The 18,021-nt window shown below is 66.8% G+C and carries 27 protein-coding genes and 1 pseudogene; 21 read left to right on the forward strand and 7 right to left on the reverse strand.

Going from position 1 to position 18,021, the window contains the following annotated elements:
* Positions 1–13 precede the first annotated feature (13 nt).
* The 3 genes from ACYQ1L_RS16025 (at position 14) to istB (ending at position 2,706) form a co-directional block, all read left to right on the forward strand.
* Positions 14–430 (forward strand): hypothetical protein, encoded by a 417-nt coding sequence (locus tag ACYQ1L_RS16025; protein ID WP_460005025.1) that lies wholly within the window; start codon positions 14–16, stop codon positions 428–430.
* Positions 431–673: 243 nt separating this feature from the next.
* Positions 674–1,924: an IS21 family transposase gene (gene istA, locus ACYQ1L_RS16030; RefSeq protein WP_460002271.1), complete on the forward strand. Its 1,251-nt coding sequence runs from the start codon at positions 674–676 to the stop codon at positions 1,922–1,924.
* Entirely contained in the window at positions 1,924–2,706 is a 783-nt protein-coding gene (gene istB, locus ACYQ1L_RS16035) for an IS21-like element helper ATPase IstB (protein WP_460002272.1), read from the forward strand. The genes istA and istB overlap by 1 nt, the downstream gene beginning before the upstream one ends.
* Before the next feature lie 151 nt (positions 2,707–2,857).
* On the opposite strand, the gene ACYQ1L_RS16040 is transcribed toward istB, so the two are convergent.
* Entirely contained in the window at positions 2,858–3,229 is a 372-nt protein-coding gene (locus ACYQ1L_RS16040; RefSeq protein ID WP_460005026.1) for a hypothetical protein, read from the reverse strand.
* Positions 3,230–3,283: 54 nt separating this feature from the next.
* On the opposite strand from ACYQ1L_RS16040, the gene ACYQ1L_RS16045 reads away from it, so the two are divergent.
* Positions 3,284–3,610, forward strand: coding sequence for a hypothetical protein (locus tag ACYQ1L_RS16045; protein WP_460005027.1), 327 nt, complete (start codon positions 3,284–3,286; stop codon positions 3,608–3,610).
* A 29-nt stretch (positions 3,611–3,639) separates the two neighbouring features.
* Here the strand turns inward: ACYQ1L_RS16045 and ACYQ1L_RS16050 are convergent, their stop codons facing one another.
* From ACYQ1L_RS16050 to ACYQ1L_RS16065, 5 genes and pseudogenes are all read right to left on the reverse strand, one after another.
* Positions 3,640–3,993: a hypothetical protein gene (locus ACYQ1L_RS16050; protein WP_460005028.1), complete on the reverse strand. Its 354-nt coding sequence runs from the start codon at positions 3,991–3,993 to the stop codon at positions 3,640–3,642.
* 65 nt (positions 3,994–4,058) lie between these two features.
* The gene (locus tag ACYQ1L_RS16055; protein WP_460005029.1) at positions 4,059–4,298 is read right to left on the reverse strand and encodes a hypothetical protein; all 240 of its coding nucleotides are present in this window, start codon (positions 4,296–4,298) and stop codon (positions 4,059–4,061) included.
* A gap of 330 nt (positions 4,299–4,628) precedes the next feature.
* Positions 4,629–5,342: a tyrosine-type recombinase/integrase gene (locus tag ACYQ1L_RS16060; protein WP_460005030.1), complete on the reverse strand. Its 714-nt coding sequence runs from the start codon at positions 5,340–5,342 to the stop codon at positions 4,629–4,631.
* Positions 5,343–5,654: 312 nt separating this feature from the next.
* A pseudogene (locus ACYQ1L_RS20130) lies at positions 5,655–5,726 on the reverse strand (hypothetical protein); the annotation flags it as partial.
* Complete coding sequence (locus ACYQ1L_RS16065) at positions 5,701–6,345, reverse strand: helix-turn-helix domain-containing protein (protein ID WP_460005031.1); 645 nt, start codon at positions 6,343–6,345, stop codon at positions 5,701–5,703. The gene ACYQ1L_RS16065 and the pseudogene ACYQ1L_RS20130, both read right to left, overlap by 26 nt.
* A 94-nt stretch (positions 6,346–6,439) precedes the next feature.
* Between ACYQ1L_RS16065 and ACYQ1L_RS16070 the strand changes: the two genes are divergently transcribed.
* The 17 genes from ACYQ1L_RS16070 (at position 6,440) to ACYQ1L_RS16150 (ending at position 16,873) form a co-directional block, all read left to right on the forward strand.
* Positions 6,440–6,649 (forward strand): helix-turn-helix transcriptional regulator, encoded by a 210-nt coding sequence (locus ACYQ1L_RS16070; protein ID WP_460005032.1) that lies wholly within the window; start codon positions 6,440–6,442, stop codon positions 6,647–6,649.
* A 2-nt stretch (positions 6,650–6,651) separates the two neighbouring features.
* Complete coding sequence (locus ACYQ1L_RS16075; RefSeq protein WP_460005033.1) at positions 6,652–7,512, forward strand: hypothetical protein; 861 nt, start codon at positions 6,652–6,654, stop codon at positions 7,510–7,512.
* Entirely contained in the window at positions 7,509–7,991 is a 483-nt protein-coding gene (locus tag ACYQ1L_RS16080) for a hypothetical protein (RefSeq protein WP_460005034.1), read from the forward strand. Before ACYQ1L_RS16075 ends, ACYQ1L_RS16080 begins: the two co-directional genes overlap by 4 nt.
* Positions 7,988–8,287, forward strand: a complete 300-nt coding sequence (locus ACYQ1L_RS16085) for a hypothetical protein (protein ID WP_460005035.1) — start codon at positions 7,988–7,990, stop codon at positions 8,285–8,287. The genes ACYQ1L_RS16080 and ACYQ1L_RS16085 overlap by 4 nt, the downstream gene beginning before the upstream one ends.
* Positions 8,288–8,292: 5 nt before the next feature.
* Complete coding sequence (locus tag ACYQ1L_RS16090) at positions 8,293–8,589, forward strand: helix-turn-helix domain-containing protein (protein ID WP_460005036.1); 297 nt, start codon at positions 8,293–8,295, stop codon at positions 8,587–8,589.
* Positions 8,590–9,030: 441 nt separating this feature from the next.
* Positions 9,031–9,333, forward strand: a complete 303-nt coding sequence (locus ACYQ1L_RS16095; protein WP_460005037.1) for a hypothetical protein — start codon at positions 9,031–9,033, stop codon at positions 9,331–9,333.
* Positions 9,330–9,692 carry a helix-turn-helix domain-containing protein gene (locus tag ACYQ1L_RS16100; protein WP_460005038.1) on the forward strand — a complete coding sequence of 121 codons (363 nt, stop codon included), beginning with the start codon at positions 9,330–9,332 and terminating at the stop codon, positions 9,690–9,692. Before ACYQ1L_RS16095 ends, ACYQ1L_RS16100 begins: the two co-directional genes overlap by 4 nt.
* A 1-nt stretch (position 9,693) precedes the next feature.
* Positions 9,694–10,266, forward strand: coding sequence for a hypothetical protein (locus ACYQ1L_RS16105; protein ID WP_460005039.1), 573 nt, complete (start codon positions 9,694–9,696; stop codon positions 10,264–10,266).
* Positions 10,267–10,292: 26 nt separating this feature from the next.
* Complete coding sequence (locus tag ACYQ1L_RS16110) at positions 10,293–10,571, forward strand: hypothetical protein (protein WP_460005040.1); 279 nt, start codon at positions 10,293–10,295, stop codon at positions 10,569–10,571.
* A 5-nt stretch (positions 10,572–10,576) separates the two neighbouring features.
* Positions 10,577–11,005 carry a hypothetical protein gene (locus tag ACYQ1L_RS16115; protein ID WP_460005041.1) on the forward strand — a complete coding sequence of 143 codons (429 nt, stop codon included), beginning with the start codon at positions 10,577–10,579 and terminating at the stop codon, positions 11,003–11,005.
* Entirely contained in the window at positions 11,005–13,824 is a 2,820-nt protein-coding gene (locus ACYQ1L_RS16120; RefSeq protein WP_460005042.1) for a hypothetical protein, read from the forward strand. Before ACYQ1L_RS16115 ends, ACYQ1L_RS16120 begins: the two co-directional genes overlap by 1 nt.
* Positions 13,825–13,832: 8 nt before the next feature.
* Positions 13,833–14,369, forward strand: a complete 537-nt coding sequence (locus ACYQ1L_RS16125) for a hypothetical protein (protein ID WP_460005043.1) — start codon at positions 13,833–13,835, stop codon at positions 14,367–14,369.
* A 51-nt stretch (positions 14,370–14,420) separates the two neighbouring features.
* On the forward strand, positions 14,421–14,594 hold the full coding sequence (locus tag ACYQ1L_RS16130; protein WP_460005044.1) for a hypothetical protein: 174 nt from the start codon (positions 14,421–14,423) through the stop codon (positions 14,592–14,594).
* A complete protein-coding gene (locus tag ACYQ1L_RS16135; protein WP_460005045.1) occupies positions 14,591–15,100 on the forward strand; it encodes a helix-turn-helix domain-containing protein in 510 nt (169 codons plus the stop codon). The genes ACYQ1L_RS16130 and ACYQ1L_RS16135 overlap by 4 nt, the downstream gene beginning before the upstream one ends.
* A gap of 271 nt (positions 15,101–15,371) precedes the next feature.
* Entirely contained in the window at positions 15,372–15,767 is a 396-nt protein-coding gene (locus tag ACYQ1L_RS16140) for a VOC family protein (protein ID WP_460005046.1), read from the forward strand.
* Positions 15,764–16,048: a DUF1905 domain-containing protein gene (locus ACYQ1L_RS16145; protein WP_460005047.1), complete on the forward strand. Its 285-nt coding sequence runs from the start codon at positions 15,764–15,766 to the stop codon at positions 16,046–16,048. The genes ACYQ1L_RS16140 and ACYQ1L_RS16145 overlap by 4 nt, the downstream gene beginning before the upstream one ends.
* A 171-nt stretch (positions 16,049–16,219) precedes the next feature.
* A complete protein-coding gene (locus tag ACYQ1L_RS16150) occupies positions 16,220–16,873 on the forward strand; it encodes a GntR family transcriptional regulator (RefSeq protein ID WP_460005048.1) in 654 nt (217 codons plus the stop codon).
* Positions 16,874–16,934: 61 nt separating this feature from the next.
* Here ACYQ1L_RS16150 and ACYQ1L_RS16155 read toward each other — a convergent pair whose 3' ends face one another.
* Positions 16,935–18,020, reverse strand: a complete 1,086-nt coding sequence (locus ACYQ1L_RS16155) for an alpha/beta hydrolase (protein ID WP_460005049.1) — start codon at positions 18,018–18,020, stop codon at positions 16,935–16,937.
* Position 18,021: the final 1 nt, after the last annotated feature.

The raw sequence follows: 18,021 nt of genomic DNA on the forward strand, positions 1-18,021 counted from the left end.
AGAGCGTGAGCGCGTGCTCAGACCGTGGACCGCGTATCTGGCGGACACGCTCGCGGACGAGCCGATGCGCTTGGGTCGTGAAGAGCGGCAGGAACTCGTCGGATACCTCTCCGGTGAGGGACTGAGTCGCGCCGCGATCGCGACGGCCGTGGACGTTCCCGAGCGCACCATACAGCGTGACTTCCGAGCGATCGAGAAGGCCCAGGTAGAGACAGATGTCTCCCCCTCGAAGCCCGTGAAGGTCACCGGCCTGGATGGGAAGACCTACACGCGCCCGACAACCTCGGAGCCGACCGTGCGTCGCGCTCCACTGATCGACCAGTTCGACCGCGCTGTGGTCGAACTCAACCGGGACGATGTCCCCGCGAAAGGCACCTTCCGGAGTCTCGCATCAAAGGATGGGCATCCGGACAGGACCGGCCTGGTCTAGCCGCCTCGCACGGACGCTGCAGACGCTCAGATCCTGTATCCGTAACGCCGTCAGAACGTCCACCTGATCAGATGCGACGTGATCCGGGAGAGCTCCCGCGGGAATCTGGACATCCGTCGCCGCATGAACACCTGCACAAGCACGATGAGTAGCCAGCCGGAACCGACGATGACTGTCGGCGACGCGTGAATACTGACCCCGTAGCGTCGGGGAATCTTGACCCCCTCCGAGCACTCTTGGAGGGTGATCAACTTGGAAGACTGGGCAGAGATTCGTCGGTTGCATCGGGCGGAGAACGTGCCGATCAAGGCGATCGCGCGGCGGTTGGGGATCGCGCGGAACACGGTCCGGTCCGCGCTCGCGTCTGACGCGCCGCCGAAGTATCAGCGGGCCGGGAAGCAGTCGCTGGTCGACGCGGTCGAGCCCGAGGTCCGCAAGCTGTTGATGGTGGACGCGAAGATGCCGGCGACGGTGATCGCGCAGCGCATCGGGTGGCAGCACTCGCTGACGATCCTGAAGGACCGGATCCGGCAGATCCGCCCGGAGTACGCGGGTGTCGACCCGGCGGACCGGTTGGTGCATGAGCCGGGGCAGGCGGCGCAGATGGACTTGTGGTTCCCGGAGCCGCGGGTCCCGGTCGGGTTCGGGCAGGCGGCGATGCTGCCGGTGCTGGTGATGACGCTCACCTATTCGAGGTTCCTGTCCGCGTTGATGTTGCCGTCCCGGCAGGCCGGGGACCTTCTGGCGGGGATGTGGCAGCTGATCTCGCAGGTCGGCGCGGTGTCCAAGACGCTGGTCTGGGATCGGGAGGCCGCGATCGGCGGGAAGGGGGTGGTGACGGCCGCGGCAGCCGCGTTCGCCGGGACGCTGGCAACCAGGGTGGTGTTGGCGCCGCCGCGGGATCCGGAGTTCAAGGGCATGACCGAACGCAACAACGGGTTCCTGGAGACCTCGTTTCTCCCCGGCCGGCAGTTCGCCTCGCCGGCGGACTTCAACACCCAACTCGCGGACTGGCTGCCCGTCGCGAACAGCCGGACGGTCCGCTCGCTCAGCGGAAGGCCGATCGAGGTGCTGGACCGGGACATCGCGGCGATGACGGCGCTGCCGCCGCGTCCGCCGGCGACGGGCCTGCAGACGCGGGTCCGGCTGGGGAGGGACTACTACGTCCGTGTCGACGGGAACGACTACTCCGTCGACCCACGGGTGATCGGCCGGCTGGTGGATGTCACCGCGACCCTTGAGCGGGTGATCGTGGTCTGCGACGGCACCGCGGTCGCCGACCACGACCGCTGCTGGGCGACCGGCGCGGTGGTCACCGACCCTGCCCACGTGATGATCGCGAAGGGGCTGCGTTCGCAGTACTCCGCAGCGAAACGCGACCGGGAGCGGGCGGGCCGGGTCCTGCCGGCGCAACGGGTGATGTTCCGGGACACCTCCGACTACGACGTGCTGTTCGGCGTGGACTTCGACCCCACTACCGGGGAGGTGTTCTGATGCCCGCCACCGATATCGCCGCGACGATGGGCTACCTCGCCCGGGCGCTGAAGACCCCCACGATCGGGCGGGTCTGGGAGCAGCTGGCTGTCACGGCGCGAGCGGAGGGTTGGTCGCACGAGGAGTATCTGACCGCGGTGCTGCAACGCCAGGTCGCCGATCGGGAAGCGTCGGGCACCAGCCTGCGGATCTCCGGCGCGCACTTCCCCGCGGTGAAGACCCTTGAGGACTTCAACGTCGACCACCAGCCCACGCTGCGCCGCGACGTGCTCGCGCACCTGGCCACGATGACCTGGGTTCCGAAAGCGGAGAACGTGGTGCTGCTCGGCCCGCCCGGTGTCGGCAAGACCCATCTCGGCATCGCGCTGGGGATCAAGGCCTGCCACGCCGGCTACCCGGTCGCGTTCGACACCGCCACCGGATGGGCCGCCCGCCTGCACGCTGCGCACCGCGACAACCGGCTCGAGCACGAACTGAAACGACTGCGCCGCTACCGACTGCTGATCATCGACGAAGTCGGCTACCTGCCCTTCGACGCCGACACCGCGAACCTGTTCTTTCAGCTCATCGCGCACCGCTACGAACAGGGCTCGATCCTCGTCACCTCGAACATGCCGTTCGGCCGGTGGGGTGAGATCTTCGCCGACGACATCGTCGCCGCCGCGATGATCGACCGCCTCGTCCACCACGCCGAGGTCCTCACCCTCGGCGGCGACTCCTACCGAACAAGGGCCCGACGCGAGCTCCTCAAGACCCCGCCCACACCGGGCGCGGACCACTAACCACACAACCCGAGGGGGTCAACTTTCGCCGACGAAAAGGGGTCAGTTTTCAACCGACGTTGACAATGACAAGCACCGTGAACCACGACAGCAGCACGGCCAGCTTGACGAGCAGCTCAAGCAACTCCCAGATCAGTCCCACGCGCGGAGCCTACTCGCGAGATGAAGGTATGTGAAGTATCCCAGGATCTGCGCCAAAGGCGCGTGGAGGCGTCGGGAGAGTATTCGCGAGGAGATCACTGATTGCTTGACGTTCGAGGCTCCTGACCTGGAACAGCAGCCGAGCAGTTGCCCTCTGCCGCTTGCTGTAGGTGCTTCTCAACTCTGCATCGTCATTCGCGACCACCGCGACCGCCATCTCGGCGTTGACGCTCAGCAGCTCGACGATCGCACTCTGGAGACCCTCCTTCTGTGCTTCGGCACGCGCCCGCTGAGCTTCAGTCCCTTCGCGAATCCAAGGAATGATCGCCGACCCAGCCAATGCGATCACGGCACCAAGAACAACCGCCCAACCGGAATCCATGCGCGCACTCTATCGGGCGGCCGTGATGTCGGCGCTGTCGCGTAGCCTGACCGCATGCCGTCCCGTCCCCTCGCCCCCGACACCGCACTCTGCGTGCGCCTCAGTGCCACCATGCACCGCAACCAGTACACGCAAGAACCGGGTCCGGTGGTCGCCGAGCTGTACGAGATCGCCGGCAACAGGATCGACCTCCTCGCCGCGGAGGTCGGCCGGTGGGTGGGGTTCTACGAGGACCAGCACACGATCACCCTGACCACGGCTCTACGTGCACTCCCGCTGGACATGGACGACGCGATCAAAATCGGAGAGCATCGGCGCAACCTGCACACGCACAGCACATCCGGGTTCGGCGCTCCTCCTGGCCTAGCGGAAGTCCATTAGCGACGACAAGGTCCGAGTGGCGAAGAACGCTACTTGCTCTCGTCGTCGTCGCTCTTTCGGTCTCGGCGGATGGCGAAAGCCGAAACGAATGTTCCCAGGAACCTGAGTACCGGCATCGCCAAGAACGCCAGGCCAGCCCAAGGCTGACCTAGCGCGTAGAAGGTGGCCGCTGCACCACCGAAGCCGACCAGAAGCACGGGAGTAATCCACTGGGCACGGTTGCTCTGCTTGATCTGCGCGTCCGTGACGCGATCTCGGCGAGCTGATTCATCTGAGGAGCTCGCCTCAGCGATGCGAAAGATGCGCTCCTGATGGTCGGGCGTGTACTTGTAGAGGTCGTCCGACTCAGGCAATGGACCCGAGAAGTAGGTCATCTGGAGCATCTGCCGAATTTCGGCGACGTCCTCCACAAGTTCCGCGACGACCGCGGACTCGGCGCGATCGAGATCTAGACCAGGCTCGCCATCGTCGGAGGCAACACGCTGCTCGCCACCCTCGTTTCGGATGTCGTTGTTCGGCTCGTCGGTGCCGGGTGCGCTGTTCGCTCCAACTCTCGCTTCAGCAGTTCCAGCTGGACCTCGGAGTCGATGAAGAACGTTGCGTCTGGGGGAAGCACTCTCGGCGTCTTGGGCATCTTGCGGATCGCGTAGACCCCGTTCTTCGCTACCTGGCGAAGCTTCTTGGCCATGGTCACTCATCTCATCCCTATTCAGCTACTTGAGAATCAACCCAAGTATGACGAGTCATCTTCAGAGATATCAACGAATTCTTCGTTGTCGGTGTTCCTGTTGTTGCTCGTGAGGGTAGCAAGCCTAGTGCGGACACCTTGGTATCAACCCAGCTTTTCGAGCAGCGGCCGTGCTCAGCGATCTGCCCTCCGGATCGGAGTCACGTTGCCGCGCTGGTGCTCGCACTTCTCCCCGTCGAGCCATGCTTCGAAGCAGCCCTCACGGACGATCACGCTGCCGGATCCGGCGCATCCGGAGTGCGACGCACCGTTCAAGCCGTAGCACGCGCATCAGCCGCTTGCACGCCGCGGCGCAGCCTCACGCGTCGCGGTCATGAACTCGGCTGTCGCTGCCCTGGTCTTGTCCTCAGCGGACGGCCACAGGTGCGAGTACGTGTTGAGCGTGATCGACGGTTGAGCGTGTCCGAGAGCGCGCTGCACGGTCACCACATCGCACCCGGACGCGATCAGGTTCGACGCGAACGTGTGCCGGAGCGTGTGCAACGTGACCTCGTCTGGCAGCCCTACCTCGGTGCGGATCCGCCGCCACTCGCCCCCCGCGCTGTTTCGCTGCCAAAGTCGCCCCAATGGAGTGCGGAACATCTGCTCATCGGGCTCCGTGAGACCCTCGGCTGCGACGTGCGCGGACAGCGCCGTCATGAGCTCTGCCGGCGCAAAGACCGTGCGCACGGATCCATATTTCGGCGGGACGATCTTCGCCGCCTTGTTCGTCGACCCCTGCACCTGGCGGCGGACGCTGATCGTCCGCCTGAGGAAGTTCACGTCGCCGAGCTGCAGGCCGGCCGCTTCACCAAGCCGGAGCCCGGCGAACACGCACACCTCGACGAAAGGGCGGAACCCGCCGGCCACAGCGAGCACCGTCGCAACCTGCTCCGCGGTCAGGATCTGCATGCCTGCCTCGACCTTGCGGGCTCGGGGCGGCTTGATCCCCAGGGCTGGGCTCGTCGGGATGACCTTGTCGAGCACCGCGGCCCGGAATGCCATCTGAACGAAGTTCAGGCGAGTCCGGATCGTTGACGCAGCAAGCCCACGCTTCTGTTCCGCGCTCACCCATGCCTGCACGTGGGAGGGCTTCACATTCCCGATGGGATCATTCAGCCACGAAACGCTCTGCACGGCTGTCCGGGCGGTCTCGACGCTGCCGTCTGCCCACGCCTGCCGTTCGATCCAAGCGTCCGTCCATGTGGACCAGAGTGCTGAGCCGGCGCGGGGGTCGACGTACATGCCGGTGACGACGGATGTCGTGACCTCGTCGAGCCACCGTTGCGCGTCCCGCTTCAGCTTGAAGTGACGAGCATGCTCTTTGCCGGTGTCGTCGCGGTAGCGGGCCCGCCAGACGCCATCAGGACGTTGCCGGATGCTCGCCATGATCGTCTCCGTCGATTGGATTGCGCCTACGGAACGTCACCTCGCCGGAGTCAGGATCGTAGATCACGGCTTCAGCGTCGGGAGAGTCGTCGAGCAGTCGCCCCACCTCGCGCATCCCCCATGAGGCGATCATGCGTGCCTGGTCCTGTGCCGACATGTCAGTGACGCTGACATACGGCGCCACCAGCCACCAAGGCGATGACCTCTGATGAGCCCACTCCACCTCGGATTGCATGTCCTCGATCGAGCCGTCAAGTTCTGTCAGCGGTACGCCGGACGCTCCCCAGAACCATGCCTCACGCGCCTGGGCCTTTCCCCAGCCCGTGATCTCGACCACGTCGACAGGCAACCTCGTGTCAGGCAGTAGCAGTGCCAACGGGCCGACGCCCAAAGCAATCGCAATCGCAGCAAGGTCGTCTACTTCGACGCGACGATCGCCGCTCTCGATTCGACCGATCGACGCAACCGGGATCGGGCGCCCGTTCGCGGCAAGGCGCTTCGAGAGCTCTGCCTGGGTGACTCCCATGTCCCCACGCAGGCGCTTGATGTTCTCGCCGACGGTGCGAGCAGTCGGCCCGATCGGATTGCCGCGCTCTCTAGGGCGCTGAGGATCTGCCATGTAGATGAGCGTAGTTGACTTCTAACGCAAGTGCCAGTATGTTGCCGTACAGCGCAGAGAAGCTGCGTTGTAACGCAAGTACAGGAGTAGACGGATGGTTGATACCCCGCGGCTTGATGCCGCACGAACGAGAATCATCTTCGCCCCGGAGGTCGCTGAGCGACTCGGTCGAAGCGAAGCACAACTGCGCTGGATGATCCAGAGGGGCACAGCGCCGAGGAGCGCGATGATCGCCGGGCGGCGCTGCTGGCGGGAGTCAGATGTCGACGCGTTCATCGCTGCCGCCTTCGAGGAGGCGAACTGAGCATGACCGAAATGAAGGAAGCCCTCGCCGGCCAGGGCGAGGGCACGACCAAGAAGCCGGGTACGGATTCGGTCAGTGACAAGGCTACCCGGCATGCTCGCGCGAAGGTAGCGCGCCGCGGGACAGTCGCCGCAGACCGACGGATCGTGATCGAGGACGCGCCGACGGTGGCCACGATCGCCACAGGCGGGAAGCTCAAGTCGGGGGCGCCCCCACGAGGCCTGCGCGTGCTCGGTGAAGAGCTGCAGATCACCCCTGTCATCGTGCGCCGCACCAGCACCGGGCGGCGGGCGCGGGTCTGGCGCACCGTGGACGGTGAACAGTGGCGTCAGGGCGGCGTGGTCCACATTCAGAAGTGGGCGCCTGCCGATGGGGAACGTCGCTTCGTGGTGACCCTGTACAAGGGCGCGAACGTCGATGACATGAACTTCTTGCTCTGGATGGTAGACGTCGCGCGCCGCGGGGAGGGCTTCGGCCAGATCTGGGAGCACGTCGACGCCGACTGGGCCGACGAGTTCACGTTCACGACGGGGACGGCTTCTCGGCCGTATGGAGATCCGTACTCGATGATCGACCGTTCCCCGGACGCGGTCGTTTGCGATGAGCCACTGTGCACCGCGAAGTGGCACCCCGACTGGGAATATCACGTCCTCGACGAGGCCGTGAGTGCCACCGCGGGGAAGTCGTGGGCGATCGGGGTGCGCCGACCGCTGGAAGGCACGGAACCCTGGTTCGTGGACGTGCACGCGGATGACTTCGCTGGCAACCCGGCCGACGTCGCCGCATTCGTGAACGACCTCAACTGGATGCGTGCCGAGTGCGAGCGTGCGAACGCTGCCCGTGCGATCGGAGCAACCGCATGAGCGCCTCGGGACCTCGCTATGTCGTCGTGGGAACCGACATCCGCGACAACGCCACCGGTCGCGTCGCACGGTTCCAGAACAAGCCGATCGCGCAGATCGGCGCGGATTGGCTCAACGGCCCCGACGCGACTCCTGAGGACTACACGTGGACGGACGGGACGTCGACCGCGATCGTGCCTTGCGACCGGCTCGACTGGTGTCGCGGTCATGGTCCGGTTCGGGACGGCTCGCACACGACCAGCATCACGGTCGGAGACCGGCTGCCGATGACGCTGCGGATCACGCTCGTCGAGGGAGTGGACTCCGCGCGGTGGGAGTTCTCCCTGCACCCGGTCGACGAGTGGGCGAGCACCTCGACCAACTTCGATCGCGACATCGACGAATGGCTGGTGTCGCTGGTGCACGCGCGGGCTGAGATCCGCTCATGGCTGTCGCGGCATCCGGGGCTCGAGGCGTCAGGGGCGGTGATGAGCCGATGACCGCCCGGGAGGCCCAGGAGACAACGATCACCTGGTACCGGGACGACGCGGAGGTGTCGATCTACACGTCGAACCTCCCGCACCTGCGGAAGCTCGAATCCCTGTCGAAGTCACACGATTTCGTGCGCAAGGTCGAGGGAGGCGATGACTGGGGCGACTTCCGGGTCAAGATCCAGAACTTCAAGATCTTCTCTGCGATTCGCGCGCTCCGGACCGTGTCTGCGGCTCAGCGTAAGGCTGCGGCCGAGCGGATGCGCAACCTGCGGCGGCCGGCGCCCGTCGACGAGGAGGTGTAGGCCGTGTGGCGCGCACATCGCTCCGTCAGATACTCCGCAGCCAAGCAATCGCTCAGCACGAGCTCACACCTGGGCAGGGACTTGTCCTTCTCGCTTTGGCCGACAGGTCGGACGCGAGAGGCGAGTGCTACCCCTCGCAGGAGCGACTCGCGCACGACCTCGGCATGTCTCGTCTTGGTGTTCGGAAGGCCCTCGGCGTCCTCGTTGACAAGGGCATCGTCGAGATCATGGAACCGGGTGGTCCTCGTCGATCGACTCGATACCGCATCACGCTGCCGTCATATTTACGGGCAACTGTGTAACCCATATCTGGCCGCAGTTATGGGCAACTATTGCGCCCGTAACGGGGTAATCGCTACAGGTAACTCTGTTGCCACGAAGGTAGTAACTACTCTCGTTGGTCGCTCTGCCGGGCTTGGGGTGCGTGCTCTTGCGCGCCCCGGCTCGGCCGGGCCGGAGCACGTCTTCGAAACTCTCGATCATCCGAAGGGAAATCATCGTGGTCGGGCGGCTCTGCCGCTCGACGCTCCCCCGGAGGGGGACGGGAGGGGGGAACGAGTTGTGGACGCGGCGACCCGCCGACGTCACGTTCCAGCCTGCTCACTATTGCGCCGCCTCCCGGCGCCGCTGGCTGGGGATGACGAGCTGGCAACACGGCTGGGTCCGTCTGCCGGCCGGCGGTCGTCAGATGCGCTCGAGGTGGCCGGGTACCAGCGCAACCAAAGTGCGCGCGGCGGTGCGTCGTGAGCGTCGACGTGGAGTGGATTCGGGAGGTCGCGCTCGACCTGGTCAACCGAAAGGTCGCGGACCCGGCGACGGATCTCCGCGATCACGTCTGGCAGCGGTTGCAGGTCGAGGGGAACCGGCCTGGCCTCGAGTTCGGCATCGTCGACGTCCTCAACGTCCTCGACACCGTCGGCACGTTCATCGGCCTGCACTATGCGACGGTCAACCCGGCGGGCGGTCAACGCCTGATGCGTGCGATCGCCGACGATGTGCGTTTCGCTGGCATCATCGACGGCCTGGAGGGCGGCGAACCGGGGTGAAGGACTTCGACATCCGGCCGGACGGGTCGATCGTGTCGGACCCGGAGGCGTTGCGGCGCGTGCTCGGTTGGATGCAACGCAAGTACCGGGAAGACGTCGAACGCCGTGACGGGGTCGGGTCGCCGCTGCTGATGGATTTCGTCTACGCGGTCGGTGAGTCCGTCCGGATCCGTGAGGTACTTCCCGGGGCGGAAGTACCAGGTCAGCGCCCTGAAAGGCTGTGGGTGTCGGTCATGGAAGCGGCTCCGCTGCTTGGATGCTCGGCCCGGTGGGTGAGGGAACTCGCTCGTAGGGGGAAGATCCCCTCCCGCCGGGTCGGGCTGATCTATCTGATCGACGTCACAGACCTGAAGGAGTGACATGGCCACCAACCAGCCGGCCGAAGTGCCGAGCAGCCCCAAGCAGATCCTCGCCGACGCGGCTCAGGAGGTCACGGACGCCGAAGCGCTCGTCGACACCCTCGAGCAGCGCGTCCGCGACGGCGACAGCTCCGTCGATGTCGAACAGATCGAGAAGGCTCGAGGACTGGCACGGTTCGCGCAGCTGCGGAAGGACGCCGCGGAGAAGAAGGCCGCGGCGCTCGCGGAGCAGCTCGCCGCCGAAGAGTTCGACGCGTTCGTGAAGAAGCATCTCGACGGGATCGACGCTGGCATCAGCGATGCGGAGATCACCGGAGAGCTTCAGAACATCGTCGGGATGATTCGCGCACTGAACGATCGGCTCATGGACCGTAACCGGCACGTGTACGCACTTGCACACCGTGGCGACCCGATCAACACGTTCACGGAGACGCCGGCCGCGAAGGCGCTGTTCGGACACGGAGCGGCAGCTCCGGAGGTGGCCAGCTTCACGCTCGGCGACCGTTCCGGGCGTGTCGTTCCCCTCCGTGAACTGCTGCAGCGGATCGCCGACGACCTGTCCGTCCGCCTCTGACCACCACTACCTGAAAGGCAATCATCATGACCATCTACATCGAGAACGAGCTCGGCGCCGTCCACTCCGTCACCGAAGAGCACTACGAGAAGTTCCTGACCGCGCGCGGCGTCGACGGCGGTGTCTTCCCCCTTCCCGGGATCACCGTCATCACGGAGGAGCAGGCGCGTGAGAAGCACCCGCATCTGTTCGGCGCCTGGGATCCGCAGGTGACGTTCACCCCGGAGGAGCTCATCGCCCAGCGCAAGTACCAGAAGGACCTCGCGGACTTCCAGCAGCTGCACGCATCGAACCGGAAGGGCTAACGATCATGGCTGATCTGTTCACCGATCAGTGGGGCCGGACCTGGCAGAACATCAACGGGTGGCCGGTGCAGTCTCGTGCGGTCGAGCTGACGAGCCGAGTGGTGACCCGGCAGCAGCTCGACAGCCCGGACTTCTTCCAGCTGGTGAAGGGCCCCCTGCTCATGGGCGAAGTTGATGTCATCGATCAGCGCAGCGACCGCGTGGTCGTCAACGGCGAGGCTCTCACGTTCGACGACCCCAGGGCCGCGGTCGCTCTCGCCGGCTCGCAGGAGCGGTGGGCAGGCGTCAACCAGCAGCAGCAGGCGATCTACGACACCCTCGGCGTCGACTGGCTGACCAGGCAGCTTCAAGACGTGGCACAGGGGAATCCCTCGCCGGCGCAGGTCGCGCAGCAGACGCGGAACGTGACTGGTGATCTTCCTGGGCTGAGCTGATGTCGAACGGTCCTGTCTCCGAAGGTTCGATCGTCGCGTACATCGGCGCGGACGACGACGACTACCAGGAGAAGATGCGGCGCGCTCAGGCGACCGCGGAGGAGCTTGGCCGGTCCGACCCGACGGTCAACGTGCACGCGGATGTCGCGACCGCTCTGGCGAAGATCGACGAGGTCGCGTCGAAGACGAACGAACTCACCCGGGCTGAGACACGCCTGGATGCTGCCGCCCGTGCGGCAGCGAACGCCGCGTCGTCGCAGTACCTTGCCGAGTTGCGGCTCGCGGAGATCCAGGAGAAGGGCACCGCGTCCGCGTACCAGCTGGCTGCCGCGAACGAGGCTGTCGCTCGCGCGTCACGGAACGCGGAGGCCGCGGAGCAGCGGCAGATCGCCGCGGAGATCGCTCTCCGCAACGTGCAGGCTGTTCCTCCTGGTGAGACACCAACCGCGGATGCCAAGACCGATGGCAAGGCGCCCGCCAGCAGCGGTGGTGGCGTCGGCTACTACGGCGGATGGGCGATCGGTATCGCGTCCACTCTCCCGATGCTCGCTGATCTAGTAGGCGCGGCAGCGGCCGGCACGGGCGCATTCCTCGGCCTCGGCGCTGCAGGTGTCGCCGCTATCGCCGGGATCAAGGGAGAGATGGCGTCCGGGTCGGACGAGGGCCGCATCTACTCGGCCGTCGTCGCCCGACTGCACGAGGACCTTGACGCCCTCGAACAGACCGCGGCCTCGGGCATCCTCACCGGTGTCGAGGCGTCGATGCGCGCGATCGACTCGCAGATGCCGCAACTGAACGCGGAGATCAGCGGATTCGCGTCGGGCCTCGGCACGATCGCAGGGACCACGGTCGACGGAATCGTGACAGGCTTCCACATTCTGAACCCGTTGTTCAACGAGGCTGAGGCTGGGATCCAGGGCATGGCATTCCAGTGGGATCGCTGGATCCATAACGGCGGTTTGCAGCAGTGGGGCGACGATGTGCAGCGAGTGTTCCCGCTGGTGACGGACACGCTCGGCACTCTCGGCGACGCGGTGCTCAAGATCGTCGGGGATCTGCAGCCGCTCGGTACCGCCATGCTTGCAACAGCGGACGGGGCCGCGCACGTGCTGCAGTGGCTTGCGTCGCTGGGGCCGATGTTCCCGCCGATCGCGCTCGGAGCGGTTGCGGCGGTGGCGGCGTTCCACAACTTCGACACCATCGCACCGATCCTCGACAAGGTGACGCAGGGCGTGTTCGACTTCACTGGCGCACAGGCTGCCGCCGAAGCGCGCACGATCGCCGTGAACGCCGCCCTCGCCGCCGGGGCGTCCGCCGAAGATGCCTACGCCGCAGGAATGAAGGCCGTGGAGGCTGCATCTGGTCCTGCCGGATGGGTGATGCTCGCCGCATCCGCGGCCGTTGGTGTCCTCGCCGCAGGGCTCACCGCCGGCGCGGACGCGGCCGGTGCAGCGTCGACGGCGCTGCAGGACTACTCCGGCGCCGTGCAGCAGGACAAGGGCGTCGTCGGCGATGCGACGCAGGCGGTCCTCGCGAAGAACCTCGTCACGTCCGACGCGATCGGTAAGGCGAAGGAGCTCGGGATCTCCGAGGCTGCGGTCACAGCAGCGATCGTGCAGGGAGGGAGCGCCCGGGACGACCTGATCGCGAGCCTGCAGAAGACTTCCGACGCGACGGTGCACCTCACCGGGGCTCGCGGTCAGCACGCCAACGTGATGACCGTCCAAGGGCACAGTGCGAAGGCGTTGACGGACACGATCAACGATCAGTCTCACGCGATCGAGAAGGCCGTATCGGAGTACCAGGCCCAGGTCGGCGCGATCGGGATCCTTGCCGGGCAGGCGCAGACGCAGATCACGCAGCAGGGGCTCGTGCAGGCGGCGTTCGGTCTGACCGCGGACCAGATCGCGTCCGCGACCCGTGAGCAGCAGCAGCTCGCCCAGCAGACGGCGTGGGCGTCGACCCAGTTGAACATCGAGAACGCCGCGGCGCAGGCTTTCAACCAGACCATGCAGCTGATGAACAACGGGGCGCTGAACGTGAGCATGGCGCAGACGGCGCTCGCGTCGGCGACGATGAACGCGACGAAGTCGTTCCAGCAGAACGGGGCAACCCTGGACACGAACACCCAGTCCGGGATCGCGAACCGGCAGTCGCTCGAGCAGGCCCTGCAGGCAATCGAGAACGTGTCGAACGCTGTGGTCACTCAGACCGCGTCGCAGGAGCAGGGAAACAAGGCGCTCGAGGACGGCAAGCAGGCGCTGAAGAACCAGCTCGCCGCTCTCGGCGACCTGACTCCGGAGGTCGCCGCGTACATCGACCAGGTGAAGTCGATCCCCACGAGGGTGGAGACGGATGTTCAGTTGAACATTCAGCATGCGCTTACGAGTATCCGGGACGTCCGGTCGGCGATGTCGGATCTCAACGGGTCTGTCTCTGGTAGCGGACGCATGGGAACGTACAGCACAGGTGGCCCCGTGTATCGCGCCGGCGGCGGTGGCATCCCCGCCTACCTGGCCGGTGGGGGTACGGGCCTGTTCCAGCCGCAGGGCACGGACACGGTCCCGGCGATGCTGACCCCGGGCGAGATGGTCATCCGGCGCAAGTCGGCGGACTACGACCCTCAGTTCATCCGCACGTACAACGACGACCCCGAGCGTGCTCTCGCCGAGGTGCGAGCGGGTGCGGGTGCGAAGGTCGAGCAGCACTTCCATGTCACGGGTGTGCAGCAGACCGACCCGAACGTGCTCGGCGCAGTGCTCGGCACCCGCATGCGGCGCGGTCTAGCCGGCATGCCCGGTTTCGGCGGGATCTTCTAGGAGGAACGATGGGAAACGGCTACACACCGGGCTACCTGGGCGACGAGGATCGTTGGCGGGTACTCTTCCAGTCGATCGAACGGCGCTTGTCGGAGCTTGAGCGGCCGACCGCGACCCAGATCTATGGGACGACCGGACACGCTGACGCGCTGCAAGGCGCCACTGTGGTGCCGGTGGGGCTGAACAGTCTCGTCACGCCGACGATCACCGCGACCTTGACGGAGTTCGCGACGATCTCGACCCCTGTGCCGGCCGGATGTTCTCGTGCGATCGTCACCGTCATCGCGTCCGCAGGGCTCTCGAACAGCGGGGCTGCGGGATCATGGGCCAACCTCATCGTTTCCCCGGGGATCGGGGGCGCCGGCGCGAATACCCGTCGCATCTCGGTCCCAGGCGGGCAGTTCGGGTCGGTGGAGTCGTCGGCCACGCAGCTGCTCACGGGTCTCAGCGGTGGCACGATCAATGTCGGCGCGTTCGTGTCGTTCGCCGACACGTACACGGTGCAGAGCGTGAGCGTCTCCGGCTCGATCTTGTTCCTGGTCTAGGACGTCAGCGGTCCCGTCTAACCTCCGCATAACCAATCGAAAGGACCCACGGTGAGAACCATCCTGGTCGTGTTCTATGCCACCGCCGCGATCGTGCTCTCGTGTCTGGCGCGAGTGATCGTCATGGGGTGGTATTACCCCGGCCTGGGCGTACTGCGCTTCGCTTACGTGATCCGTCGCACCGCACGGGCCCTCCTCGCGGAAGGCGACAGGCTGCGTCAGTGAACGAGCAGCAGAAAGCGCAGGCGGCCGAGCTCCACGATCAGGGGCTCGGCTGTTCCGCTATCGCCAAACAGGTCGGCGTGCACCCCTCCACGATCAGCCGGTGGGCGGCGAAGGAAGGCCTCGACTTCGACCGAACCCAAACCGCCGTCGCCGTTCGCTCCGCCGTCGTCTCAAGGGCATCCCGCCGCCAACAGATCACCGACAGGATCTACTCCCAGATCGAAGCACTGCTCGACCGCATGCAGTACCGCCCCGACGGCGGCTGGAAAGCACTCGTGAAGGACGGGAAAGGCGGCGAACGATTCGTCACCGTCGACGAGCTCCCCATCCGCGACCTGCGAGACCTCGCCGCAAGCCTGAACGCACTCCTCTTCGGCGTCTCGGCCCTCGAGAGATCCAACGCGATGTTCGCGCAGGAAGAGACCGTCGAAAGTGCAAGGTCGCTGCTCGGGAGCTTGGCCGAAGCACTTGGCGTCACGAACCCCGACGGGTCACCAGTCCGCTGAGGCGCAACGTTGGAAGTCCTACACGTGCGTGAGTCCGCAGCGAGTCCGCAGAAAGTCCGCGCCAGCCCGTTACGACCCGTTGTCAGCCGTCGCCTATTTCCGCGTGTTTCCGCGGATCGCGCTAGGTCCCGTCATCGCCCGTTGCTGGGGTTGCGATTCATCAACTTCCGCTGACGCCGCCCGGAGAGAATCTCCGGCGGACCTGTCGATCGCACGTCCCCTCGTTCGTCACCTCCATGAACGGAACCGACGACCTCCGAAGGGACACATCATGGACGGCTCCCCCATCACCGGCATCCGCGCGGTGAGCATCCCCGTGAACGACCAGGACGACGCGCTGCGCTTCTACCGCGGGCTGGGCTTCGAGGTGCTGCGCGACATTCCGACGCCCAGCGGCGGGCGGTGGATCGAACTCGCCCCGGGCAGTGCGGATGTCGTCCTCACGCTGGAACCGGCGGATCCGCAGGTGCACCGCGGGGCGATCGGGATCCGGTTCACCTCGGACGACGTGGACGCCGCACACGCGGCCATGCTCGCGGCGGGCGTCGACGCGGACGAGATCCTGCGCTGGCCGGGCGTGCCCCCGATGTTCGCCTGGCGGGATCCGGACGGCAACGCCTTCTCGATCACCGGGACGGCGCCTGCGACGGCGGGGGCGGGCTCATGAGCGCCGCCGGACCTCTGGACATCACCTTCACCGCCACGCTGGGGCGCGTGCGCGAGGGCGACACCTGGATCTGCGTGCAGATGCCGGACTCGGCGCGGATCTTCGGCACCCGGGGCCTGGTCAAGGTCTCAGGCACCGTCGACGGCCACCCGTTCGACGGCGCGTTCATGGCGCTCGGCGACGGCACGCACAAGCTGCCGGTCTCCGCCGCCGTCCGCCGGGCGATCGGCCGCACCGAAGGCGAGGAAGTGACGGTGCACCTGACCCGCCGGCGCAGCTGATCCTTCCGGGCGCCGCGGAGGCCGTGAAGGCCCGCGGCGCCCTTCCGCGTCGCAGAAACCACCTCCGACGTCGCAGAACGCCTGTTCGCTGCGGCGCACCGGACCGATATTTGGGTTTGACCGGTCTGGGTGGGATAGTGCTCTTCTGGGGAAACTACTTTGGGGGTAGTTATGGACGAACGCGGTCCGCAATCCGGCGTGGGCCGGGCGCTGCTGGGAGCGCCGAAACAGCTTCTCGCCGACGAGGTGTATCAGAGGGTCGGGGCGTCGATCATCGACGGCACCCTGCCCCCCGGCCACCGGATCAGAGACGCGGAACTGGCCGAGAAGTTCGGCGTCTCGCGAATGCCGATCCGGGAGGCGCTGCAGCGCCTGGAACGGGTCGGACTGGTCGAGATGCATCCGAGCCGGTACACGCAGGTCACCGAGGTGCCTCCGCAGCTCACCGAGAAGACCCTCGAATACGCGGGGTACCTCGGCGGCGCGGTCGCAGCGATCGCCGTGCCCCGGATGAACGCCGCGGAACGCGAGGAGGCGGCGGCGCTCGCGCACGCCCTCGACGACGGCCTCGACGACCCGGCGATCCTCGCCGCACGACGCGCGGACCTCCTGCTGTACCTGTCCCGGCACTCCGACAACGAGATCCTCGATGCGGTCCTCGACCAGACGAGCATGCCGCTCTCGCGGAATCTCCGCCCGTGGGCGGTCGACGATGCCGAGCGCACGGGCATGCGGGAGCTCCATGCAGCCCTCGCCGACGCGATCCTCGCCGGCGACGGTCACGCGGCGGAGCATCTGCTGCGCAAGCTGCACCACGTCGACTGAGGCGCCCTCCCCCGGGCTTCACCGGACCGGGTCGCGAGAACGCCGACCGTGACGGCGGCTGTCAGCCCGGCGACGGCGCCGCCGGCGTCGGTGCCGTGGAGGCGGGCGCCGTCGCGGTGCGCGCGGTCCGGTCCGCGGCGGCCCAGCCGTCGACCCAGCGCCCCAGGCGCGCGTACGCCTCCTCCCGGGCCTCGTGCCGCGAGAGGAACACGTCGTGGAGGGCGCCGTCGATCCATTCGACCGTGACCGAGCGCCCGAGCTTGAGCGCGGCGCGGGCGATGTCGTCGACGACGAGCACGCTGTCGGCACGGGTCAGATCCTCCGACCACGCCGTGGGATAGGCGCTGTGCGCGGAGAGCATCACGCACACCGGAGCGGCGATGTCGATGCCGGCGGCGATGCTCCCGTGGCCGGCGAGGATCGCATGCAGCCATCCGGCGTGCACCGCCATCGTCTGCGCCGGCCGCCAGTCGAGGTTCACCTCCATCGGATCGTCCGGATCGGCGACCTCGTTCTGCGCGCGGGTGTAGAAGCCGAGATCCACCTGCGGCGCGCGGTCGAGCGGACGCCGCTTGGCCTGCAGCCCCACGAGCGGCGCGATCGTCTCGCGCGTGAACCGGGGCAGCTGGAACTCCAGCCACGGGCTGTTCAGGATCACCGCCGAGGCCGTCCCGGGGTGTCGCGCCGCCCACAGGCTCAGGGTCAGGCCGCCCGTCGAGTGGCCCAGCAGCACCAGGCGCCGCACGCCCGCGCCCTGTCCGGCCTGCATCGCGGCGAGCGCGGCCGCGATGTCCTCGTCGTACTCGGCGAGGTCGGCGATGTACCCCGGCGTCTGTCCGGGCCGCAGGCTGCGACCGTACTTGCGCAGGTCGAGCGCGTAGAAGCGCGCCCCTCGGGCGGTCCAGAACCGGGCCAGCCGCTTCTGGAAGAAGTAGTCCGACCAGCCGTGCACGTAGAGCACGTCGGTGTCGGCGAGCTGCCGACGGTCGCCGAACAGGCGCTGCCACGCGGTGCGCTCCGGCAGAGCGCGCACCAGGGTCGCGACGACCTCGCCTTCGTCATCGGATCCCAGCGGCAGGGTCAGCTGGGCGAACTCGTCACCCAGAACATCGGGCTTCCACCCCTGCGGATCCGGTGCGGCGGTCATG

It is taken from the genome of Microbacterium xylanilyticum (assembly GCF_054654695.1).

What these genes read in the sequence shown, in the direction of transcription:
- istB (WP_460002272.1), top strand. Translation starts at nt 1,924, where the DNA reads ATGCCCGCCACCGATATCGCCGCGACGATGGGCTACCTCGCCCGGGCG.
- ACYQ1L_RS16040 (WP_460005026.1), bottom strand. Translation starts at nt 3,229, where the DNA reads ATGGATTCCGGTTGGGCGGTTGTTCTTGGTGCCGTGATCGCATTGGCT.
- ACYQ1L_RS16045 (WP_460005027.1), top strand. Translation starts at nt 3,284, where the DNA reads ATGCCGTCCCGTCCCCTCGCCCCCGACACCGCACTCTGCGTGCGCCTC.
- ACYQ1L_RS16050 (WP_460005028.1), bottom strand. Translation starts at nt 3,993, where the DNA reads ATGCTCCAGATGACCTACTTCTCGGGTCCATTGCCTGAGTCGGACGAC.
- ACYQ1L_RS16055 (WP_460005029.1), bottom strand. Translation starts at nt 4,298, where the DNA reads ATGGCCAAGAAGCTTCGCCAGGTAGCGAAGAACGGGGTCTACGCGATC.
- ACYQ1L_RS16060 (WP_460005030.1), bottom strand. Translation starts at nt 5,342, where the DNA reads ATGGCATTCCGGGCCGCGGTGCTCGACAAGGTCATCCCGACGAGCCCA.
- ACYQ1L_RS16065 (WP_460005031.1), bottom strand. Translation starts at nt 6,345, where the DNA reads ATGGCAGATCCTCAGCGCCCTAGAGAGCGCGGCAATCCGATCGGGCCG.
- ACYQ1L_RS16070 (WP_460005032.1), top strand. Translation starts at nt 6,440, where the DNA reads ATGGTTGATACCCCGCGGCTTGATGCCGCACGAACGAGAATCATCTTC.
- ACYQ1L_RS16075 (WP_460005033.1), top strand. Translation starts at nt 6,652, where the DNA reads ATGACCGAAATGAAGGAAGCCCTCGCCGGCCAGGGCGAGGGCACGACC.
- ACYQ1L_RS16080 (WP_460005034.1), top strand. Translation starts at nt 7,509, where the DNA reads ATGAGCGCCTCGGGACCTCGCTATGTCGTCGTGGGAACCGACATCCGC.
- ACYQ1L_RS16085 (WP_460005035.1), top strand. Translation starts at nt 7,988, where the DNA reads ATGACCGCCCGGGAGGCCCAGGAGACAACGATCACCTGGTACCGGGAC.
- ACYQ1L_RS16105 (WP_460005039.1), top strand. Translation starts at nt 9,694, where the DNA reads ATGGCCACCAACCAGCCGGCCGAAGTGCCGAGCAGCCCCAAGCAGATC.
- ACYQ1L_RS16110 (WP_460005040.1), top strand. Translation starts at nt 10,293, where the DNA reads ATGACCATCTACATCGAGAACGAGCTCGGCGCCGTCCACTCCGTCACC.
- ACYQ1L_RS16115 (WP_460005041.1), top strand. Translation starts at nt 10,577, where the DNA reads ATGGCTGATCTGTTCACCGATCAGTGGGGCCGGACCTGGCAGAACATC.
- ACYQ1L_RS16120 (WP_460005042.1), top strand. Translation starts at nt 11,005, where the DNA reads ATGTCGAACGGTCCTGTCTCCGAAGGTTCGATCGTCGCGTACATCGGC.
- ACYQ1L_RS16125 (WP_460005043.1), top strand. Translation starts at nt 13,833, where the DNA reads ATGGGAAACGGCTACACACCGGGCTACCTGGGCGACGAGGATCGTTGG.
- ACYQ1L_RS16140 (WP_460005046.1), top strand. Translation starts at nt 15,372, where the DNA reads ATGGACGGCTCCCCCATCACCGGCATCCGCGCGGTGAGCATCCCCGTG.
- ACYQ1L_RS16145 (WP_460005047.1), top strand. Translation starts at nt 15,764, where the DNA reads ATGAGCGCCGCCGGACCTCTGGACATCACCTTCACCGCCACGCTGGGG.
- ACYQ1L_RS16150 (WP_460005048.1), top strand. Translation starts at nt 16,220, where the DNA reads ATGGACGAACGCGGTCCGCAATCCGGCGTGGGCCGGGCGCTGCTGGGA.
- ACYQ1L_RS16155 (WP_460005049.1), bottom strand. Translation starts at nt 18,020, where the DNA reads ATGACCGCCGCACCGGATCCGCAGGGGTGGAAGCCCGATGTTCTGGGT.